Origin of the sequence: Dyadobacter sp. 676 (assembly GCF_040448675.1) — a bacterium.
GTDB lineage: Bacteria > Bacteroidota > Bacteroidia > Cytophagales > Spirosomataceae > Dyadobacter.
The window spans coordinates 31,773-50,536 of sequence record NZ_CP159289.1 but is presented as its reverse complement, the minus strand read 5'-3'; the positions used below and the strand labels follow the sequence as shown (position 1 = coordinate 50,536).

Here is an 18,764-nt window from a genome sequence, read left to right as displayed (position 1 = left end):
TCAGCGATACATAGGGCAAATGTTCCGGGGCCATACGAGACGGGAAGTCGAAACGTATGTCTCCGGGTTGAAAAAAATGAAGGTGAAGGATCGAGAAAACAAGGGAGCTGGATCGTAATTTCCCCGATCCGTCCCGGATAAATCACAAAGCCATGACAGTTCGGGAATTTTTGCGCACGAGGTTTACAATGCCGGTACTCTTAGCCGCAATGCTTTCCGGTTGCCACAGGGACAATGCTCCCAATCCGGGCTGTCGAGAACAACCACGAAATGATTCCGGCTGCTACGCGGCCTATGATCCTGTCTGCGGGTGTAATGGCAAAACATATAGCAACGACTGCGAAGCGCTCGCTCATGGAATCTCTTCATATCAACGCGGCAAGTGTCCGGATTCCAGGTAATCGTAATCGCCCGGGTTTGGCATGTCGATAAATAGGGGGCTTCTGTTCCAACTCCGCATTCAATCCTTTTCGAAGGCGACATGCCGGGCTTTTCCGGACGGTCTGGTGAATAAGGGCGATGCAGCTACGTAATTGTTCCACAAATTCGGTATTGTCTGCAAATTTGTCCCACGATTTCGACATCACCGTTTTCCGTATCTTTTCATTAATAAAAATGACTTCATAAGTAGCGGCATCAAAGAAACGTCGCCTGGGTGGTTCAATAATTCATGCCAGAATTATGCACATGTTACCTGGTAACAATGCTAAAAGTAATTAAACTATTTGGCGCTTGATTCATGTGATAATTTAATACTTCCGCAATTCCCGCCCGTCCCGCCGGGCTAGTTCAATGCCGGGGCATTGGGCAGGCATTTAAAACTCATTTAGGGTTAAAGAGGATTTTTACCTTTAAATAATATGCTCGGAATTACTTATATATTTTGATGGAAAAATTCTAATATGCATTATGTAACCATCTTCTATCTTTTTCATGCGTTTTAAACTGACACTCAAACCCCTTAAAGACAAGCAACAGCTTCTATTTAACTATCAATATCCGCTTCAAGCGTGGATCTATCAATTATTGCGGAATGCCGATTCCGACTACGCAGCGTTTTTGCACCAAAAGGGTTATGTTGTTCCGGATCGTTGTAAAACCTTTAAGCACTTTACATTTTCGTCCCTGATCATCCCGAAGATAGAAAGACCCAAGCCGGGGGACTCGTATATGATATTGAGTTCGAAAGAAATCGGATTAATTGTTTCTTTTTACATTGACAAGGCGGCAGAAGGTTTTATTACCGGCCTTTTTCAGAATCAAAGGATTAGTTTATATAACCGCGATTATCGGGCGGATTTTGTCGTGGAACGTGTGGAAACATTGCCGGTTCAAATTCCCGCCGGTAATCTTCCTACCGTTCGCCTTCGCACACTTTCGCCGATGGTAATTGCCGAGAAAATTGAAAATATGGACCGGTACCTGATGCCGGGAGACGAGAAGTTTGCTGCTTTACTTGCACATAATATGGTGGACAAATACCGGAGCATACAACATAACGGCGGCTTAATGATGGACGCGGAAACTGCCCGACGACTTGTCAGATTTGAGCTATTACCCAATCAGAAAATTAAGCAGCGTGGCATGTTGGTAAAAGAGGGAAAGGGAAATGAACAAACCAAGGTGATTGGTTATCACAACTTTGAATTTAATCTGACTGCCCCCAGGGCAATCATGGAAGCTGCGCTTGCGAGCGGGATTGGAAAGTATAGCAGTACGTTAGGATGTGGCTGTTGCGAGGTGGTAGAGTGAAATAGTAATCTTTTGCTCGATGATTGGTTTTTCGAGGAAGACTTTATCTACACTGTTGACTACGATGTGATAAGAAATGAAAATATATCCGTTTGACTATTAGAAACGATGATAAAAGAAATCGCTCAATTCGTAAACTCGCTAGACCCGGATTTTAAATCTCTTGGCCTGAAACCAAAAGACGGACTGCACATTCTGCTGCGGATACAGTCTGTCTCGGAAATCGATGTGCTCGCTGACGAATCACTTGTCACGGCTGTTTATACAAAAAGTAAGAGCCTTTTGCCGGAAGAACTGAATTGGTTGGACCATTTTGCGAGTTTGGCGCAATTGTCCTGGTGCGTAAACACAAATAAATGTTTCGATTTGCCCACGAAGGCGATTCATAGTTGCTCCCCATATTGTGTGGCAATGAAAAGGGAGAATCTGGTGAATGGAGAAAAATATCTTGTAAACGCGGCAAGCGGCAAATCACAAGTTTATGACCGGATTAATACATATTTATCGAAGGGGCAGGATCTGCTGGAAAACGAATCCGACAGGCAGCGGGTCGAAGTTTTTAAGCACGCATTGAACAATGAAGCGAAAATGCACGCCTGGCTGGACAGAATTTGCGCTTTTTCGGAGATGAAGGATGCCGAATATGTTATTTTTTATCTTGATGAACCAATAGAAAAATACCAGGCAGCTAATGCGAAGTATCTATCAGATAAGCTGTTCAATACGAGTGATTATAACAAAGTAGTTGGCGAGGAAATGTACGGGACCAGTGATTTTTTCAATGGATTCTCTTCGAAGAAAATGTTTCTAGTCCATCAGTCTGCAAGTTTCGATATATCCGGTCGTATATCGGCGAAGGATGCCAAATCCCTGTATGAATTTCAGGATTTAATGGGCCGGAATATTTTTCCACGGCCTCTTCCAATTTTTATTAACCCTGATGAACTGACGGAATCGTTGGCCCTCTTTAAGAAGAATGCCGAGGACGGCGGCAAAATGAGCTACAAGGAAATTATCGAGAGACTTTATGATAAGCATCGGTCAGAACTTGGAAATTATTACCTGCTTTTCCATCAGGCGGGCGTAATCAAGGACTTTGATTTTGTGTCAAAATTTGAGTATTACCTCACAGGTGAGAATGACAAACCGTGGAAGGTGGACGATATGTTCCACTGCAACTACTCGCCAGCCATAAAGAATGTTTTTGATTTTCAATATATTATACTATTTAAAATTTTTAACAACGCGCTTATCGTCAAAACCAAGAAGGGGGACTTTCAGCATAAATACTTTGACGACATCGATTCGGCGTATTGCAAATCGGATGTGACTTATCTGCAAGTCATGAGATACCGCCGGGCATTTTATGACTTTGTCTTTAAATCCAAACGCGGGTCCGTCACCCGGCAAATGTTCGATGACATTCTGCGGGCCAGTATTATAGAGGATATGAGGCTGGATGAATTTAAAAATAACAGTCATTCGCAATATTATCCTATCCGTGAAAAATTGAATATCTGGTTTAGTCTTTCCGAAAAATTTGACTTAAAATATAACCAACCTTTCACTATGGCGAGTAAACTAAAAGAGCACAGGGCATTTATCCAAAAGCTTACGAAAGGAGAAGCATCTATTGAAACAGATGACCAGTACGCTTTTACGGTCGGGCAGGTAATCGCTTATCTGATGTCTAAGAGCAAGACAGGGGACAAAAGTTACCAAAGGCTTGAACCCTTTTTGCAGCAAGTTCGATCCAGGGAGTTGAACAAGGCAATTGCTCGTATGTTTGACACTTACAAGCATGAAAACTTTTCAGCTAATTTTCGAATCCCTTTTGCCGAGGTTCTTGAATTTGAAACGAATTCCGTCCGCGACCTGATCCCCACCATACTAGCAGGTATTTTTTCAGAAAACGCGCTTTTTAGCGACAATGAGATGGCTCCCACCGACGTCACTGCGGAGCACGAAGTATCTGTATCAGAATAAACCTTTCACATTCATAAACCATCTAACATGAGCAATTCATTTAAAAATCGCGTATTTGGCTGCGTCATTATTAAATCTATTAATTCAAATTATAATGCCGATTTTTCTCACCAACCACGTACATTACCGGATGGAACGGTCTATGCGACGGATAAGGCTTTGAAATACTCCATTCGAAATTATATAGTGAAGAACTTTCCGGACGAAAGGGTTTTCTACTTTAAGAGTCTAACCGATACGATGCAACCGCGGGACCTGGACCAGACTTATATCAAACTTTTTGGAGAGTTCCCCAAAGTCGATAAAAAGGACGGGGCCAAAGCGAGAAAAGCGATTTTGGAGAAATTGCTTGAATGTATTGACGTAAGACTCTTCGGAGGAACATTTGCCAGTGAAGGTGCTAATTTGTCGCTTCACGGAACGGTTCAAATAGCCCATGGAGTAAATCGTTTCTCTGAAAATATTATCTATTCCGAGCAAATATCGTCTCCGTTCCGAAATTCGAATGATAGAAGTGCTGATTCCATGCAGACCACACTCGGTACTCAATTCAAATTGAAGGAAGGGCATTATGTTCACCATTTTTCGATCAATCCACGAAATTTGGAGGACATGGCCGGGCAAGTGGGAAGCGAAGGATTGACTTCCGGAGATATCGTAAAATTGAAGGAATCTTTACGTGCCGGAGTGACCTTTTACGATTCGGCGGCTAAATCGGGAACCGAAAATGAATTGTTACTTTGGGTACAGTTGAAAGAAGGTTCCAAGCTGGTGTTGCCATCCTTCATGGAGTCGATATTCATTAACGAGAATCGTGAAATTGACCTTGGCAAGGTATCTGCGATCCTTTCTCGTCAAAGCGTTGCAGCGGAAATAGCCGGTATTGAATTGTATTACGACGATGCGGTTACGAAGGTGTCGAATGCTCCCGTAGGTGCTAAAAAATTCGAACTGAATTAACCATGACGAAGAAGTTAGTCTCATTTGATCTCACCGCGGATTTTGGTTTTTTTAAGAAGCCCGACTACAATGATGGGATATTATTGTCCTATAATATGCTTCATAGGCCAGCGCTGCTCGGAATTTTAGGCTCGATTATCGGTTTAAGAGGATACGAACGAAAGGGTGAGCTTCCGGAATATTATCAGAGACTTTGCGATTTGCCCGTGGGAATTGAACCATTGTCCCACGAGCGGGGCAATTTTCAGAAGACGACCGTGAAATATACCAACACCGTTGGATATGCAAATGCCGACGGAAATTTGCTGGTCGAGGAGATGATGCTTATCAAACCGGCTTACCGATGTTACCTGCTGCTCGACGTGTCGAATGCCGATCATGAAAGGCTTTTTGTCAATTTGAAGGAAGGCAGGGCGGATTATATTCCTTATCTGGGTAAAAATGAATTTCAGGCCTGGTGGCTGGACGAGCACGGAGAGCCGACTTTTCGGGAACATGAATTTGAAGAGCGGAAGGGTGGCTTGGACGGATTTGGTGTTAGTACATTAGTTGATAAGCGCAATGTCACATTAAAAGACAGGATTGTCGAGGACGATTTTTTTGAAAACTACAACCCTTATGAGATCGTACTATCGCGGAATACCACCTTTATGTATTTTGAACGCCTGCCGGTTGGTATCGATACCGAATTGTTTCAATATGAAATGCACGATTTTGCATTTTCTAACTTTTCGTTGAAATCCGATACACCAATAGGTAGCTTGTATTTCTTGCGTGATCTACAAAGCTATGTGCAGCTCTCTTAGTTCAGTAAAAGAGATTCTTTCGACCATTCCGAATTTGAGGGAGTGGTTGAAAGACGCTGACAAATACCTCGCGCACAGATCGGCCGGGCGCGTATCGGAATCGCTCGAAGCGCACGTGGGGCTGGTAAACAGATATTTTGAAGACCTGGTGATAGTCCATAACCTTGATCCGGTGATCGATCGGCTGATTGGTAAATTGATTGAAGAAATTGAGTTTGAGTCGGTTGACAGATATCGGATTGCTTCGTTTGTCAAAAGGGCTATTGTAAAAGCAATTCACTTTCATGATTTCGGAAAGGTTAATGAGGATTTTCAGGCAAATCCCGGTAAAATGAACAACCCATTATTCAGGGCGATTGTAAATAATCCTCTTGGAGCGAGGCATTCGGCTTTGGGAGCTTATCTTTTCATTGTTACCCATTTGCAGGAGTCGATGACATTGCCAATCAAGGGAAGAGATTTATGGAAAATACATTTTATTATCATTTTGCTGTCGTATCCTATTTTCAGGCACCACGCCTCGTCCCTGTCAAAACCGATAGAGGGGGACATAGGATTTGGCGATGAGGTCGATGCCATGAAGAATTACCTGGATTTGTATCGATTTGATATTCATCCCGCATTTCAACAGCAATTCCCTAAGGAGCTTACGGCGCGTTTTTTCGGGCGATTTAGAGATCTCCCCATTCATTTTTCTTTATTTGCGCTTATTAAACTCAACTTTTCATTACTGACAGCGTCCGATTATCTGGCTACGCACGAGTACATAAGCGGGGAGAGAACTTCGGACTTCGGTGTTTTTCATACTCGTGAGCGGATTAAACAGATAGTTTTCAATTTGAGAAGCACGCAGGAACATAATCGAAACATATTTTCAAATATTGATGATTTTCGGTTCAATGAAGAAAATTTAAGGAACAAGTCCCGGGAAAATCTCAATGCGCTAAGGCACGAGATGGCAGTGGAACTGATTCAGACTGTCCGGGCACGCGCCGATAAGCATTTATTTTACATTGAAGCTCCGACGGGTGGCGGAAAGACGAATCTTTCCATGATCGCACTTACTGAGCTAATGGAAGCGAACGCGGAGTTGAACAAAGTTTATTTCGTGTTCCCTTTTACAACACTGATAACCCAGACCTGCAAGGCACTCAGGGAGACTTTGTTGCTGGATGATACTGAACTGGTCGAGCTTCATTCGAAGGCAGGATTTCACAGCAAGGAGGTTGCTGAGGAGGAGAGGAGGGATGGCGAATACGGGTCGGAAAAGAAGGACTTTATCGATAATCTGTTTGCACTCTACCCGCTCACAGTCCTTTCACATGTGAAATTTTTTGAAGTTCTGAAAACCAACAGGAAGGAAGCAAATTATCTTCTGCATCGGTTGGCTAATTCCGTTGTTGTGATTGACGAGCTCCAGACCTATAACCCCGGAATCTGGGACAGAATGTTGTATTTCATCGGGCAATATGCAGTTCCATTCAACATCCGATTTATTCTGATGTCGGCAACGTTACCTAAAATCAGTGACTTGAACATTCCTTCTATTGTCAAACCAGAATTTATAGAGCTGCTTCCGAATGCGCGAAAATACATTGTCAATCCAAATTTTGCAGAACGGGTTAGATTTAATTTCGAGCTTTTTGCACGAAGAGATTTGCAGTTAGACGAACTGGCACAATTCGTCATAGATAAATCAAGACTTCGTGGGCAGCAGAATGGCAGGGTACATACGATGGTGGAATTTATTTATAAGAAATCTGCGTCGGAATTTAAAATTATCATGGATTGTATCGACCATGGTTTTGATGAAATATTTGTGCTTTCAGGAACGATATTAGAGCCGCAGAGGAGAAAAATAATAGCGTATTTGAAGGATAAGGTTAATGCCGATAAAAACATTTTGCTAATCACTACGCAAGTTGTAGAAGCAGGTGTGGATATCGATATGGATTTAGGATTTAAAAACATATCATTATTGGACAGTGACGAGCAATTGGCGGGAAGGGTCAACCGAAATGCCTCAAAGATGAATTGCGAGGTATACCTGTTTAGAGTTGATGACCCGAAATTGCTTTATAAAAATGATAGCCGATTTAAAGTAACCAGCGAACGAATCTCCCGGGACGAGTATGAACACATTTTGAAGGACAAAAATTTTAAATACTTGTACGAATTGGTTTTTAAGCGTATGGATAGCTTCAATGGAAATGCGGGATGGTCCGATAATTTCACAAATTCTTTTCTGGAAAACGGGATTAATAAGCTTAGTTATGAGGTAGTTAATCGTGAGTTCAGGATCATCGACCAGCAAAGCGAAACCGTTTTTGTTCCCATAAAAATAGCGATTGACCAGGGCGATGGGGAGGCCATCTTTTCGAAGAAGGATCTGGATTTTTTGGAAAAGTCAGAGGTGTACAATAAGGGGGGACTTACATATTGAAGGAGAGAAGATCTGGGAACTGTACGAATCGTTGATTTTTCAAGCCATGGAAAACAGGAGGAAGAAGATAGGATTTGATATGGGAGGAGCGGTTTTATATAAAACCTTGCAGAGCGTCATGTCCAAGTTCACGTTTTCGCTTTTTTCGCATTCCAGGACGGTCGACAAAATCAAAGCTTTGGGATTCGGGGAAGAAAAATTCGGGTTTTTGTACCTCCACGCACGCGATTCCGATTTGGAACGAATTTATACCTTGGAAGGTGGTCTGAGCGAGGCGGAGTTAGACAATGACGGCGAAAACCTGTTCTTATAACCATGAACATCAACGCTACCCTCATCAATCTCTATCATGTATGCAAGCGGGAAATGTGGCTACACGCGCATGCGATCCGGATGGAGCATACGTCGGACGTCGTATATGAGGGAAAGTTAATCGGCGAAACAAGCTACCCGCAGCGGGCGGAGCGGTACACGGAGGTTGAGATATCGGTGGAGCCGGATGTTCCGGATGGAACCGGGCTGGCGGCGAAAATCGATTTTTATGACCCCTATAGTGGCGTGGTTCACGAGGTAAAGAAGTCGGCGGCGAAGGAGACGGCGCATATCGCGCAGGTACAGTTCTATCTCTATGTTCTGCGAAAAAACAACGTCAGGGCGGAGTATGGGATCATCGAATATCCCAAACTCCGGCAGACCGAGAGGGTGGAGCTGGACCGGGAAGGGGAGAAGATTCTGGAGGGTTGGATTGCCGATGCTACACGAATTATAGAAACGGAACAATGCCCGCCTTTGCTGACCAAGTCAAAGTGTAAATCGTGCAGTTACTTTGATTTTTGCTGGACGACGGAGGAATAATTCACACAGGTAATCGCAGGCTACCATAAAACGATGGTCAATGAAAAAATCTTTTTACTTGTTTAACCCGGGGCGCTTATCTCGAAAGGACAATACGCTTTGTTTTCAGCCGGTAGATGAAGATGGAAACGAATTGCAGCCCAGGTACCTGCCCATCGAGACTGTCGATAATTTGTATTGCTTCGGAAGTCTCGACGCCAACAGTGCGTTGTACAATTTTTTAGGAAAGCATCAGGTTGCAGTCCATTTTTTCGATTATTATGAGCATTATACCGGATCGTTTATGCCTAAGGAATATTTGCTGGCAGGTAAGATGCAGGTAGAGCAGACACGCCATTATTTGTCAGAGAAAAAACGACAGCTGATTGCCTGTAAGCTTGTAGAGGGTGCATCTTTTAATATCTCCAAGAATCTCGCCTATTACGCCAACAGGGGTAAGGACGTCAGTAGTTCTGTCGCTAAAATCGAGAGTTATCATGCAATGATCAATGAGGCCACTAAGATTGCGGAGTTGATGGGTATCGAAGGGAATATCCGTCAGGCTTATTATGATTCGTTCGATATTATTATTAATGATTTTGAAATGGGAGGCCGGAGCAAGCGGCCACCCAGAAATGAAATCAACGCGCTGATATCATTTGGCAATATGCTTTGCTACACCGTTTGTCTGGACCAGATCTATCATACGCAACTTAATCCGACGATCAGTTTCCTGCATGAGCCTGGCGCGCGGCGTTTCTCGCTGGCCCTCGACCTGGCGGAAATTTTCAAACCGTTGCTTGTCGACCGGACGATTTTCAGCATGCTTAACAAGCGTCAGATTCAGGCGTCGGACTTTCGCCAGGAATTGAACAGATGCGTGTTGAAGGAAGGAGCGCGTAAAACATTTGTACAGACATTCGAGGAGCGCTTAAAGGAAACGTTTAAGCATCGGAGTTTAGGAAGGAGCGTTAGCTATAAACATTTGGTAAAACTGGAATGCTACAAATTGCAGAAGCATCTTTTGGGGATGGAGGATTACAAGCCGTTTCGGATGATGTGGTGAATTTGGAGATTGTCCTGCTATGATAACGGGCATTTGTAAGATAATTTTTGCTTTATCTGCTTATTTTAAAGTACTGAATCATGTACGTTATCCTGGTTTACGATATCGGGGAAAAGCGAGTCGGGAAGATGCTAAAGCATTGCCGCAAATATCTGAACTGGATACAGAATTCGGTTTTTGAAGGGGAGATTACAGAAGTGAAATTGAAGGAAATGATCCATAATGCGCGCAAGATTATGGAAGAGGACCAGGATAGTTTGATTATCTTCAAGAGCCGGGACGAGCGTTGGCTGGACAAGGAAGTGATCGGCCAGGAACGCATGCCGACAGATAATTTTCTATAATCTGCGGCGACCGAAGTCGTCGAAGTTGTTCCCGGTATTTTCTTTGATGTCCTGAAAATTATACGGGCGGCTGTGGTAGCTGCTTAACATGCTGATTTTCAACAGTCGTCGATATCCCATCAAAATCATATGATCGGATATCGACGATTTTTTTGTTTGTTTTAAACGGAAAAATATGCGTTTATTGTAAAACAGGCCCGTTTCCGCAACGGGTCCTAATCGTACCATTGTGGAATTGAAATAAGTATGACGACTCTTATCCGGAGTTGGCAAGGAAGTCCTAATCGTACCATTGTGGAATTGAAATGTGCAAGAAGTAACCCCTTAAACGAAAACGAAAGAGTCCTAATCGTACCATTGTGGAATTGAAATGCGGTCAACTATACCATACCGTTGGAGCTGGTACTAGTCCTAATCGTACCATTGTGGAATTGAAATTAGATATAGGCTGGAAAGAACTATGAACCTACGCCTTGTCCTAATCGTACCATTGTGGAATTGAAATATTTATGTTCATAACCACTCTCGCTATGCAGTAAGCGGTCCTAATCGTACCATTGTGGAATTGAAATGCAAGGCGACCAGAAGCAGCCCCGACAGAAGTTTCTGTCCTAATCGTACCATTGTGGAATTGAAATTATCCGATTCAGTTTAAAATGAACGCCGTCTTTCCGGTCCTAATCGTACCATTGTGGAATTGAAATGATAGTCACGGCTTGCGTCAGGCGCCAGCAGTTGCGGTCCTAATCGTACCATTGTGGAATTGAAATATCACAAAGCGCGAATACTTCGCGGCAATGGCTATGGTCCTAATCGTACCATTGTGGAATTGAAATGATGAGGGGGATAATATAAGCCTCATAACCGGTGAGTCCTAATCGTACCATTGTGGAATTGAAATTTAAAAAGTAACCGAATGGATTTTCTTAGTGCTGCGTCCTAATCGTACCATTGTGGAATTGAAATTTACAATGTTGTTTTCCTGCGAGGAAGGCGATCCGCTTGTCCTAATCGTACCATTGTGGAATTGAAATACCCTGTCTGGATCGTCGGTCATTACCGGCAAGAAGTCCTAATCGTACCATTGTGGAATTGAAATGCCAAAGTAGCCAACGAGGGCATAGCATCTCTCCGAGTCCTAATCGTACCATTGTGGAATTGAAATTAGCGGGCGTGGATCAGAAAATCCACTGTGACTTCCGTCCTAATCGTACCATTGTGGAATTGAAATTGAGCTAGTAACCCCTTAAACGAAAACGAAAGATGGGTCCTAATCGTACCATTGTGGAATTGAAATCTCCAACCGGGGGAGGTCTGCGTTTTCAGGATTTCGAGTCCTAATCGTACCATTGTGGAATTGAAATGAAAGCAATCGTCGATACTACGACGACGGATGGGAGTCCTAATCGTACCATTGTGGAATTGAAATATGGTATTGAAGAAGGTTTCGAGCATATCGAGGTCAGTCCTAATCGTACCATTGTGGAATTGAAATAAAACATCGTAGAAAATACCTCCTACGCAATAGGGGGTCCTAATCGTACCATTGTGGAATTGAAATCTATCCAAAACAGAAGTAGACCCAAGATTAGCAGCGGTCCTAATCGTACCATTGTGGAATTGAAATATCCGGTCGAATACCTGGCGCAGCGGAGTCCCTTCCCGTCCTAATCGTACCCTTGTGGAATTGAAATAGCTAATATCGGATATCCCGTGCCTTTCGGCTATTTCTCGTCTGAGGATGTGGTGGTAGCTTACGCAATTGAATCACCTGCTTTTCGACAGCAGCGGGCATCTAACGAGTTGAGAAAACGCGGGATCTTTGTCGCGCCTTCAACTATTCGCTGTGTTTGGGTCAGACATGACCTGGAAACGTTTCAAAAGCGGTTGAAAGCATTGGATGCTAAGGTTGCCCAGGAGGGATTGATCCTTACCGATGTGCAGGTTGCGGCTCTTGAACGAAAAAAGGAAGAAGCGCAAAGCAAAGGTGAAATTGAAACGCATCACCCAGGTTATCTTGGCGCCCAGGACACTTACTACGTGGATACATAAAGGGTGTTGGCAAATCTACCAGCAAACATTCATTGACACATATAGCCGTGTGGCGTTTGCAAAGGTCTATGATCGTAAAAATGCTCTGGGCGCCGCAGACATGCTCAACGATAAAGTGCTCCCATTTTATCAGGAGCAAGAAATTGATCTTCTACGTATACTCACTGACCGGGGGACTGACGGGGCCGCCCTTTAGATTAGCTGAATGAAAGATTAACCGTTAACTTTCATTCGAGACGCGTGAGGGTGAACTATGGGGCCGCCTAGTAATCCGGCGGTGGTTACTGGCGCCGTAATTTACACTCAACCGCCGACGTCACTTCAAAAATCGACTAACGTCGGCGGTTTCAACCTTTACTTTAATGCCCGATTCAGGACACTGATCGTCGCAAACCCGACCGAGAGAATAACCTATCTCGGACTTTGGCCACATTTTCGCTGATGCGAGATTTTCTTATGCGGCAGTAGCGCATGGTGGTTCTGATACTCCGGTGGCCCAGCATTTTGCTGACATCTTCCATAGGAACGCCATTGTTAAGCATCATATCCGTGAAGAAATGCCGGGCGTCGTGTGTGTGTCGAGCCTTCTGATACCTCCATTAACATCTCGGATTTCACATAAACGTGTAGCGTCAAATAATCATAGAGGTCGTCGGCAAAGGTGTCTGGAAGGGAGGAAAAGTGAATGTCCTCGCGGTCGAAGTGATATTTGATAAATGCAGCTACCTTCTTTTTAGTGCTGCGCCAATGCTTCCAGTGTCTCGAAAGAAGCATTCTCCCGTTCGACCCGTTTCTCAAATTTAGCAATGGACTCGTCAAAGACTTCCAGGACGGTTTGCTCGTTCTTTGCTGCCGGTTTAGCAAGCTTAGGCTGCTCGACCGCGGGTTTTCCCTGGTAAACATTTTTGACCATCGCCGGAGTGACGTGTGGGAACTGCGTTTGAAGGCCGTTGAAGATGCGCTCGACATCAGTTTGTAGTTGGGCCAGTTTCTGATTCGCCAGTTTCACTTCCAGTCCTGAGCCAGTGACCTGTTTAGCATCCAAGTCCCAGGATGCCGGGTTTACTTTCTTTCCGGTTGACATTTCGGTGTACTTACCGTCGATTGTGATTCTCGCGTAAATGGGAGCTTTGCCGTCTGCTTTCGCTTTTTGTCTGTACAGCCAGAAAAGTACAGTCAGGTTCTGTTTGAAATTCATCATCCTCACAGTTTAAGGTTAGAAAAACATTGATGTTTGAGAAACCTTGGTCAAAATCGCCTCTGTCAAACATGTCCATTCGGTAACCTAATTTAGTAAGCAAAGCAGGTTACCGAATAGGTTACCGAATGCTTTGATCTGGAATGAATCAGAATGATATGCTTATCTTCGAAAACAGTGAAAAAATGACGTTTTTAAACGAAAAAAGCGCCCTTTGAGGCGCTTTCTTGTGATCCCGCTGGGCTTAAAACCAGTGGGTATCTAATTAACAATCAATTAATTATGGTATCAATCATTAATGAGTACCCGGAATAATACCTAAACCCCGGCCAATGCCTGGATTCTGTTCCTGTGAAGGGGTATTATACTACGATCCGAATACTCAGGCGACTTTCCCAGCAATACAGATTGCATCTGTTGTGAAAGCTTCAAGGCTTCTTGAGACGCCCGTAAGTTTTCCTGCAAGGCTCGGATTTGCTCATTCTTTTCTTTCAACTCCTGCTCGAACATTTTCTTTATCAGATCCAATACCTCGCTGCTACCGTCGGCATCAGAGCCATTACTTGGCTCAAATTGATAATTGACTAATTCGTCAACGCTGACGCCTAATACTTCTGCCCAGCGATCAATTTCACCTTCCTGCAAACTTGCCCGGACGTAAGTATTGTACACCTGTTGTTTCGAGATGCCTAGGTCACGAGCGATTCGCGTTGGAGATAAATTTTTTTGCTTAATAATCGTCTTGATTATCAGGCCAATAGGTGGTCTTGTCATGGTTAGTACAAAATTTTATTTGACTTTATCAAACATAATTATTTATCTTTATTACATGAATTTACATGATATAACCCAAATTAACACCAAACATTTGACAAATGGAAGGGAAAAAATTTCAAACGGCGGACAAACTCGCTTTTGTGCATTACTTGTATGATTATTGTGGCCGTCATACCAACGGACAGGTTAGATCTTTGTTTGCGCAGAAAATGGGCGTTTCTGAGCGTTCATTTAACAATAAAATGTACTCCAAAAATGGCTTCAAGGGTCAGGAATTAGACCAAGTTCAATCTTTATATAGGCAAGTGTTGGGCAATGAAGAATTTACGCAACAATTGACTCTTTTCCTTGCGAGGGCATCAGACGGAGATTATAGGACCAACGAAAATGCCGCCAACGCTGCTATTTCCGATCTCACCAAGCAAAACACCGATATGCTGACGTCACACTTTTTGTTATAAGCTACCCAATGACACCCCTGGAACTGCTCCGTAAAAAGATGCAGATACACAACCGGGATTGTATCGACATCCCGCCGGAAGATGAAGCCGAAGCCGAACGCCGGGAATTGCAAAGGAAAATCATCCAACTACAAATCGAATGTGAAGAATGGCGGTATTCTGTCCGGATGGCCTTTTGTATGTGCACCACAAAGACGGTGGTCGAAGTTTTCGACAATCTCCAAATCGAGAAAACCAGGACCGTATTCAAGTGGGAAGATTTTCGGGATCAGCAACTCGAAGCGATTGCCGAAAAGGAACTGATTGGTATCGAGTACCTGAACAAATTAATCAGACACACCTATATGACGCCAAAAGAGAAATTCGAAGCCGGGCTCCGCTTCACTATTCCCGGTAATGACATTCAATACAAACTAATCCAGGACAATTACGGCAGGGACTATGTCGGTTTCCTGAACAGCGGAAAGTGGGAATATGCATTCGGCATAACCCAGGTTACGGACGCGGCTTTGACGTATCCGGATGGGGAACATGGTAAGCAAAAGCAATTGCTGTTCAACGCCATGTCATTTATCAACGCATGAACCGGCCAGAACTTCGGCAGGCGATCGGCCTGATTTATGAGGGCGGGATCAACACGGCCAGTGAGGAACTTTATAATTGGCTCCGGCCGGGAAGGAAAAAAGAAACCCTGCAAACGCTGTTCGAATTGCTCGACTATCAAAATGCGCTGATCGAAGTTCTGGAAAAGGAGCTGATCGACCTGCGTATAGAGAAAAGCGAACTGAAACCGAAGTTCTATCCGATGTCATACACACCGAGAAAACGATACTGAAATGGATGTCTTATGGTGCTTCGTGGTCTGTGCATGGAAGTGCGTTTTGTGGTTCTTCGATTCCAACCGATCGCAGCAATGAACCACGGCAGTCTGTTTTCCGGCATCGGCGGGTTTGATCTGGCGGCAGAGCAAGCCGGCTTCACAAACATCTTTCATGTCGAGATTGATGCATTGAACCGTGAACACCTTCACTTGGCTTTTCCGAACGCGCATAGTTATGCAGACATCAGGCAGTTTGACGGCACCCCTTATCGCGGAACAATTGACATTATTTCCGGAGGTTTCCCATGTCAGGACATTTCGCCATCAAAAGCCCCTCGGGGAGGGAAAGCCCAGGGAATTAAAGGCCCGAAATCCGGCTTGTGGTCGGAATACGCCCGTGTGGTTCGGGAGGTTAGACCCGCAATCGTATGTTTTGAAAACAGCGCAATGCTCCTTCGTCGTGGCCTCGAATACGTCCTTTGCGATCTTTCCCAGCTCGGGTATGACACTGAATGGCGATGTTTTTATGCTGCGCAGTTCGGTTATGATCACTTCCGGCCACGGATATACGGTCTGGCCTACGCCCGCGGCCACCGATGGCATCATCTTATTGAAAACGGTGGAATCTTACAGGAAATACCTGCTGGCGGGCCACCAAGACAAGCTCGTGTTACAATGCCAGCTCAACGGATTGACCGCCGATCAGACTTTGGCCGTCTACGCATGGATGATGGGTTTCCCGCCGAACTGGATAAAGCGAAAATCTTCAGCTACGGAAACGCGATCGTAGTCGACATTGCACGTGTGATTTTCTCGTACCTCAAAAACGAACTTTAAGTTGCTCAACGCGCCCCTGATGCATATTTAAGAACAGGCATTATAACAGCCCTCAGGATTCGAGGCCCTCTCTGTCTTGGTCTATGTTAAATAAACTGTTCCGGTCCAATGGTTGCTTATCTAATAAAGATTTTTTCGTCAAGAATTCCGGCACCGTTTCGACGTGTGTCGTAGGCCACTGATGCCAATGATACTATCTCAATGAGCAAGGTGACAACAAACATGATTGGTAGTAAGCTATTAAACTTCATCTTAAATGGCCTCCCTTTAAATGGAAGAAATGCCAGGACACAACTTGCGACAACTGCGAAGAGAACTATTATAAATAGACTCCCAAAGAAGTCAATTATCACTATTGAATTATTCGACAACTCTGTACGATTGGATGTAGGAAAATAAAACCACTGCAATAGCATGAACACTATAAAGAGAATGCCAGAAAGTTGCCAAGTCCGTTTCGATGTCATAAATAGAAAAGCCCGGTTTAAGGTTACAAATGTAACACTAGTAATGAACAATGTCGTCAAAATTTCGAATTCGCCATAATGGGTTTATCTAAGCGTCGACTCTCCCCGGAAACCCCTCACACGCTCAAAAATCGAATACAACCATTTTGTAAATCCTCACACCATGCACGCAAGCGCACACACGGCGACGGCATCGTTGTTGCCCACAGACACACGCGTCGTTGATTTCAGTTTCGAGAAATACGCGAAACTCAAACCGCACTCGGTCGTCATTCAAAAGCGTTGGACGACGCAAACGACGCGGAAACAGGACAATGCAAATTCCCTGCTGAATCTGGACAAAGGTGCAGCCGGCCAGTACAACGGCTATATGTCTCCGGCCACGAAGCGGCGCGTGAAAGGAATCATTGAAAATTTCCTTACGGCCGTCCAGCTCAATACCTCCATGACATTTCCGAAATCGTTCCCGTCGACGGAGGTTTACCCGACGTTCCTCACAATGACGTTGCCAGGAAAGCAGTATCATTGCGACAAGGTGATCAAGGAGCTATTCGGCCGGTTCATGGAATACCTCACCGGTTCCGCCGAACGTGGGAATTCTGGCTGGAACGTGAAAAACTACATATGGGTAAGCGAAACACAGAAGAACGGCAACCTGCATTTCCACGTCATTCTCGATCGCGGCTTACCGGCCGCCCGCATTCAACAGGAATGGAACCGGATCATCGAGCGGCTGGGATATGTGACCCGGTTCCGGAACCGGCAGAATTACATCTATCAAAACGGCTTTCACGTCCGGCCCGATATGATGCGGTACGCCATCGACGCCCGGCGGAAGTATTGCCGGGCCAGTTCCGAAAAGTTCGACCTTCGCGCCACCCGGAAGGCCGAAACCCGGCGCCAGCGCGAAGCCTACGAAAAGGGGATAAAGAATGGTTGGAACAACCCGCCGACCACCAAAATTCACGCCATCCAGAATATCCGGAAGCTGACGGCCTACGTGGCAAAATATATGACCAAAGAGCCGGAGGTCGTTAAGCCCGCCCTGGCCGAAAATGAAAAATTGGTTCAGGAAAACGGGCTTTACTATGTCCAAACGGAAACCGCGACACCCTGGGAAAGCTTCGATCACGAAACCGGCGCCCCGATCTCGACGGAACAAGTTACCATCGAGAAAAAGCGGATCGATGTCAAATTCACGACCCGGACCATGCGCGGCCGGATTTGGGGCGCGTCCAACTCCCTGCACGTCGTCGACCTGAACCCCTATACCGTGGCCGTCGAGAGCTTTGCGCGCGTCACTACCACCACCTACGAGTACCGGACCGTGAAAGTGTCCGTCCCGAAATACGTTACCGGGTTGTTTGGCGAACCGGTGTTCGCCCACATGGAGGTAACCGAACAGATCAACCCGATACCAACAACCCGCAGCGACTTCGACCCGCCCGTGGTTGACCAGCACGCCGCCCGCTGGCTCGAATGGCTCGAAGCTGAGCACGTTCCAAAAGCCGACATCGAACGCGCCACGGCGAAGGCCGGCGAGCACTTTGCCCATTATGGCGGGAAAGTGATCCCGTTGGAACACCCACAAAAAGACTTGCTCCGGGCGTACAGCCCGCTGCTCTTCGAGCGGTATGCCGAACACTACCGCGCCATGTTCTGCGCACTTTACCCCACGGCTCCCGATGAATGAAAATTACACTGAAACAAAAGCCCACCGCGGTGTTCGGTGCCTGGGAGGTGTATCCCGATGGTACTTTGATAGGCAAGTTGAAAGGGCCAGGCGGGAAAGAGCATGAAGTGGAAATATACCCTGACCGGCTGACGGAACCCGATTTGCTACTCGCGATCCACGCCGACCGGCTTTCTGACGATTGGAACAACATCATACCGGCGTTTTTCGCGGCCTGCCACCTGGCGGGAGTGAAGTCGCTGACAATCAGTACAGATTTTGAATAACG

The 18,764-nt window shown here is 45.2% G+C and carries 19 protein-coding genes, 1 pseudogene and 1 CRISPR repeat array; of the genes and pseudogenes, 17 read left to right on the top strand and 3 right to left on the bottom strand.

Annotation, left to right across the window (positions count from 1 at the left end; all coding sequences use genetic code 11):
* The first annotated feature begins 152 nt into the window (after positions 1–152).
* The 11 genes and pseudogenes from ABV298_RS00285 to ABV298_RS00235 form a co-directional block, all read left to right on the top strand.
* Positions 153–401 (top strand): Kazal-type serine protease inhibitor domain-containing protein, encoded by a 249-nt coding sequence (locus tag ABV298_RS00285; protein WP_353720211.1) that lies wholly within the window; start codon positions 153–155, stop codon positions 399–401.
* Between the two features lie 532 nt (positions 402–933).
* The gene (gene cas6 / locus ABV298_RS00280; protein WP_353720210.1) at positions 934–1,752 is read left to right on the top strand and encodes a CRISPR-associated endoribonuclease Cas6; all 819 of its coding nucleotides are present in this window, start codon (positions 934–936) and stop codon (positions 1,750–1,752) included.
* A 108-nt stretch (positions 1,753–1,860) separates the two neighbouring features.
* Complete coding sequence (locus ABV298_RS00275) at positions 1,861–3,738, top strand: hypothetical protein (RefSeq protein WP_353720209.1); 1,878 nt, start codon at positions 1,861–1,863, stop codon at positions 3,736–3,738.
* A gap of 27 nt (positions 3,739–3,765) precedes the next feature.
* A complete protein-coding gene (locus ABV298_RS00270; RefSeq protein ID WP_353720208.1) occupies positions 3,766–4,698 on the top strand; it encodes a type I CRISPR-associated protein Cas7 in 933 nt (310 codons plus the stop codon).
* A 2-nt stretch (positions 4,699–4,700) separates the two neighbouring features.
* Positions 4,701–5,504: a CRISPR-associated protein Cas5 gene (cas5, locus tag ABV298_RS00265; RefSeq protein ID WP_353720207.1), complete on the top strand. Its 804-nt coding sequence runs from the start codon at positions 4,701–4,703 to the stop codon at positions 5,502–5,504.
* Complete coding sequence (gene cas3, locus ABV298_RS00260; RefSeq protein WP_353720206.1) at positions 5,488–7,947, top strand: CRISPR-associated helicase Cas3'; 2,460 nt, start codon at positions 5,488–5,490, stop codon at positions 7,945–7,947. Before cas5 ends, cas3 begins: the two co-directional genes overlap by 17 nt.
* A 118-nt stretch (positions 7,948–8,065) precedes the next feature.
* Positions 8,066–8,260, top strand: coding sequence for a hypothetical protein (locus ABV298_RS00255; RefSeq protein WP_353720205.1), 195 nt, complete (start codon positions 8,066–8,068; stop codon positions 8,258–8,260).
* Positions 8,261–8,262: 2 nt separating this feature from the next.
* Positions 8,263–8,802 carry a CRISPR-associated protein Cas4 gene (gene cas4 / locus ABV298_RS00250; RefSeq protein WP_353720204.1) on the top strand — a complete coding sequence of 180 codons (540 nt, stop codon included), beginning with the start codon at positions 8,263–8,265 and terminating at the stop codon, positions 8,800–8,802.
* A 40-nt stretch (positions 8,803–8,842) separates the two neighbouring features.
* Positions 8,843–9,847: a type I-B CRISPR-associated endonuclease Cas1b gene (gene cas1b / locus ABV298_RS00245; protein WP_353720203.1), complete on the top strand. Its 1,005-nt coding sequence runs from the start codon at positions 8,843–8,845 to the stop codon at positions 9,845–9,847.
* 80 nt (positions 9,848–9,927) lie between these two features.
* Entirely contained in the window at positions 9,928–10,191 is a 264-nt protein-coding gene (cas2, locus tag ABV298_RS00240; RefSeq protein WP_353720202.1) for a CRISPR-associated endonuclease Cas2, read from the top strand.
* Positions 10,192–10,403: 212 nt separating this feature from the next.
* Positions 10,404–11,885: direct repeats of the CRISPR family, unit length 30 nt; unit sequence GTCCTAATCGTACCATTGTGGAATTGAAAT.
* 40 nt (positions 11,886–11,925) lie between these two features.
* Positions 11,926–12,424, top strand: a pseudogene (locus tag ABV298_RS00235) (IS481 family transposase); the annotation flags it as partial.
* Positions 12,425–12,614: 190 nt separating this feature from the next.
* Here the strand turns inward: ABV298_RS00235 and ABV298_RS00230 are convergent.
* The 3 genes from ABV298_RS00230 to ABV298_RS00220 form a co-directional block, all read right to left on the bottom strand.
* Positions 12,615–12,785 (bottom strand): tyrosine-type recombinase/integrase, encoded by a 171-nt coding sequence (locus ABV298_RS00230; RefSeq protein ID WP_353723282.1) that lies wholly within the window; start codon positions 12,783–12,785, stop codon positions 12,615–12,617.
* A 191-nt stretch (positions 12,786–12,976) separates the two neighbouring features.
* Positions 12,977–13,444: an Arm DNA-binding domain-containing protein gene (locus ABV298_RS00225; RefSeq protein WP_353720201.1), complete on the bottom strand. Its 468-nt coding sequence runs from the start codon at positions 13,442–13,444 to the stop codon at positions 12,977–12,979.
* Between the two features lie 315 nt (positions 13,445–13,759).
* Positions 13,760–14,215, bottom strand: coding sequence for a helix-turn-helix transcriptional regulator (locus ABV298_RS00220; RefSeq protein ID WP_353720200.1), 456 nt, complete (start codon positions 14,213–14,215; stop codon positions 13,760–13,762).
* 101 nt (positions 14,216–14,316) lie between these two features.
* Here ABV298_RS00220 and ABV298_RS00215 point away from each other — a divergent pair, with 101 nt between their 5' ends.
* The 6 genes from ABV298_RS00215 (at position 14,317) to ABV298_RS00190 (ending at position 18,762) form a co-directional block, all read left to right on the top strand.
* Positions 14,317–14,679 carry a hypothetical protein gene (locus ABV298_RS00215; protein ID WP_353720199.1) on the top strand — a complete coding sequence of 121 codons (363 nt, stop codon included), beginning with the start codon at positions 14,317–14,319 and terminating at the stop codon, positions 14,677–14,679.
* Between the two features lie 8 nt (positions 14,680–14,687).
* Entirely contained in the window at positions 14,688–15,263 is a 576-nt protein-coding gene (locus ABV298_RS00210) for a hypothetical protein (RefSeq protein WP_353720198.1), read from the top strand.
* Positions 15,260–15,514, top strand: coding sequence for a hypothetical protein (locus tag ABV298_RS00205; protein WP_353720197.1), 255 nt, complete (start codon positions 15,260–15,262; stop codon positions 15,512–15,514). The genes ABV298_RS00210 and ABV298_RS00205 overlap by 4 nt, the downstream gene beginning before the upstream one ends.
* A gap of 12 nt (positions 15,515–15,526) precedes the next feature.
* Positions 15,527–16,336 (top strand): DNA cytosine methyltransferase, encoded by an 810-nt coding sequence (locus ABV298_RS00200; RefSeq protein ID WP_353720196.1) that lies wholly within the window; start codon positions 15,527–15,529, stop codon positions 16,334–16,336.
* Positions 16,337–16,966: 630 nt separating this feature from the next.
* The gene (locus ABV298_RS00195) at positions 16,967–18,496 is read left to right on the top strand and encodes a hypothetical protein (protein ID WP_353720195.1); all 1,530 of its coding nucleotides are present in this window, start codon (positions 16,967–16,969) and stop codon (positions 18,494–18,496) included.
* Entirely contained in the window at positions 18,493–18,762 is a 270-nt protein-coding gene (locus ABV298_RS00190; RefSeq protein ID WP_353720194.1) for a hypothetical protein, read from the top strand. Before ABV298_RS00195 ends, ABV298_RS00190 begins: the two co-directional genes overlap by 4 nt.
* Positions 18,763–18,764: the final 2 nt, after the last annotated feature.